Genomic DNA, 2,500 nt, shown 5'->3' with positions numbered 1-2,500 from the left:
AACCAAACTCCGAATACCCATGAGTACTATCCGGCAGACAGACGGCGGGTGCTAAGGTCCGTCGTCAAAAGGGAAACAGCCCTGACCTACAGCTAAGGTCCCCAAGTCATCACTAAGTGGGAAAGCATGTGGGAATCCCAAAACAACCAGGAGGTTGGCTTAGAAGCAGCCATCCTTTAAAGAAAGCGTAACAGCTCACTGGTCTAAATAAGGGTTCCTGCGGCGAAAATGTAACGGGGCTAAAGTGATGCACCGAAGCTTAGGGTGTGTAGCAATACACGCGGTAGCGGAGCGTTCCGTAGGCTGATGAAGCGGTCTGGTAATGGGCCGTGGAGGTATCGGAAGTGCGAATGCAGACATGAGTAGCGATAAAGAGGGTGAGATGCCCTCTCGCCGAAATCCCAAGGGTTCCTGCTTAAAGCTAATCTGAGCAGGGTAAGCCGGCCCCTAAGACGAGCCCGAAGGGGGTAGTCGATGGGAACCACGTTAATATTCGTGGGCCTGGAGGTGTGTGACGGATCTCGTAAATTGTCTGGCCTTATTGGATTGGTCAGGCTTTGAAGAGGTTCCAGGAAATAGCCCCTCCATTATAGACCGTACCCTAAACCGACACAGGTGGGATGGTAGAGTATACCAAGGCGCTTGAGAGAAGTCTCCTGAAGGAACTCGGCAAATTGCCTCCGTACCTTCGGAAGAAGGAGGCCCCACATTTGGGCAACCATTTGTGGGGGGCACAGGCCAGGGGGTAGCGACTGTTTAGCAAAAACACAGGGCTCTGCTAAGTCGGCTTCAAGACGACGTATAGGGCCTGACGCCTGCCCGGTGCCTGAAGGTTAAGTGGAGGGGTGCAAGCTCCGAAATGAAGCCCAGGTAAACGGCGGCCGTAACTATAACGGTCCTAAGGTAGCGAAATTCCTTGTCGGGTAAGTTCCGACCTGCACGAATGGCGTAACGACTTCCCCACTGTCTCCAGGAGATGCTCAGCGAAATTGAATTCTCCGTGAAGATGCGGAGTACCCGCGGTTAGACGGAAAGACCCCGTGCACCTTTACTGCAGCTTCAGAGTGGCATTAGGAAAGAACTGTGTAGCATAGGTGGGAGGCTTTGAAGCACTGGCGCCAGCCGGTGTGGAGCCATAGGTGAAATACCACCCTGTTGTTTTCTGATGTCTAACCTCGATCCATGAAACTGGATCAGGGACCCTCTGTGGCGGGTAGTTTGACTGGGGCGGTCGCCTCCTAAAGAGTAACGGAGGCGCGCGATGGTAGGCTCAGGACGGTTGGAAACCGTCTGTTAGAGTGCAATGGCATAAGCCTGCCTGACTGCGAGACTGACGAGTCGAGCAGAGACGAAAGTCGGTCATAGTGATCCGGTGGTCCCGAGTGGAAGGGCCATCGCTCAACGGATAAAAGGTACGCCGGGGATAACAGGCTGATGATTCCCAAGAGCTCATATCGACGGAATCGTTTGGCACCTCGATGTCGGCTCATCACATCCTGGGGCTGGAGCAGGTCCCAAGGGTTTGGCTGTTCGCCAATTAAAGTGGTACGTGAGCTGGGTTCAGAACGTCGTGAGACAGTTTGGTCCCTATCTGCCGTGGGCGTCGAAATTTGAGAGGAGTTGACCCTAGTACGAGAGGACCGGGTTGAACATACCTCTGGTGTACCTGTCGTGGCGCCAGCCGCGCAGCAGGGTAGCTATGTATGGACGGGATAACCGCTGAAAGCATCTAAGCGGGAAGCCTCCCTCAAGATAAGATTTCTTAGAGCCGTGGAAGACCACCACGTTGATAGATCGGATGTAGAAGCGCGGTAACGCGTGGAGCTAACCGATACTAATTGCTCTATTCGCACTTTAGAGTCCCGCCATCAACGACAAGCCTGACGGGTTTGTCCGCTTGTAGTGGATGATTGATCAGACAGTATTGCACGGATATCGATTGAAAGACTTTTGACCCTACGCCGGCTTCATTGCTTGGTGACCATGGCGTCAGTGACCCACCCGATCCCATCTCGAACTCGGCCGTGAAACCTGACAGCGCCGATGGTACTACCGCTTAAGCGTTGGAAGAGTAGGACGTCGCCAGGCATTGCAGCCGACGTAAGGTCGAAAAAACCCATTCACAAAGTTAGAGGCCGGCAGAGATGCCGGCCTTTTGCTGTTTTTGGCGGTCCCGCGAGGGAAGCGCCGCTGGTTGACGCGGGATGGAGCAGCCCGGTAGCTCGTCAGGCTCATAACCTGAAGGTCGTAGGTTCAAATCCTACTCCCGCAACCATCAAAAAGCCCGCGTTCCCAATGGGTTCGCGGGCTTTTTGTTGTCTCGAAACTTTGACTGTCTCAGTCGCGGCCGGAACGTCCGATACGGGGTGGGAGCGGTCCTTCAAATCCTCCCCGCTTGCGGGGAGGTGGCAGCCGCGTAGCGGCTGACGGAGGGGGGTCGCGTCCTTGCGCAGCGCCGCTTCAGGACGCCAGCCCCCTCCACCGCCTTCGGCGGTCCCCC

At 55.3% G+C, this 2,500-nt stretch carries 1 tRNA gene and 2 rRNA genes (1 of these 3 cut by a window edge); all 3 read left to right on the top strand.

Going from position 1 to position 2,500, the window contains the following annotated elements:
• Positions 1-1,857: ribosomal RNA gene (locus J1N50_RS11795) — 23S ribosomal RNA — on the top strand (it extends 935 nt beyond the left edge of the window).
• A 116-nt stretch (positions 1,858-1,973) separates the two neighbouring features.
• Positions 1,974-2,088, top strand: a 5S ribosomal RNA gene (gene rrf / locus J1N50_RS11790).
• 110 nt (positions 2,089-2,198) lie between these two features.
• Positions 2,199-2,275, top strand: a tRNA-Met gene (locus J1N50_RS11785).
• Positions 2,276-2,500 lie beyond the last annotated feature (225 nt).

The organism is Sphingopyxis soli, from assembly GCF_018682675.1.
Lineage (GTDB): Bacteria > Pseudomonadota > Alphaproteobacteria > Sphingomonadales > Sphingomonadaceae > Sphingopyxis > Sphingopyxis soli.
This window is presented reverse-complemented; position numbering and strand designations above follow the sequence as displayed.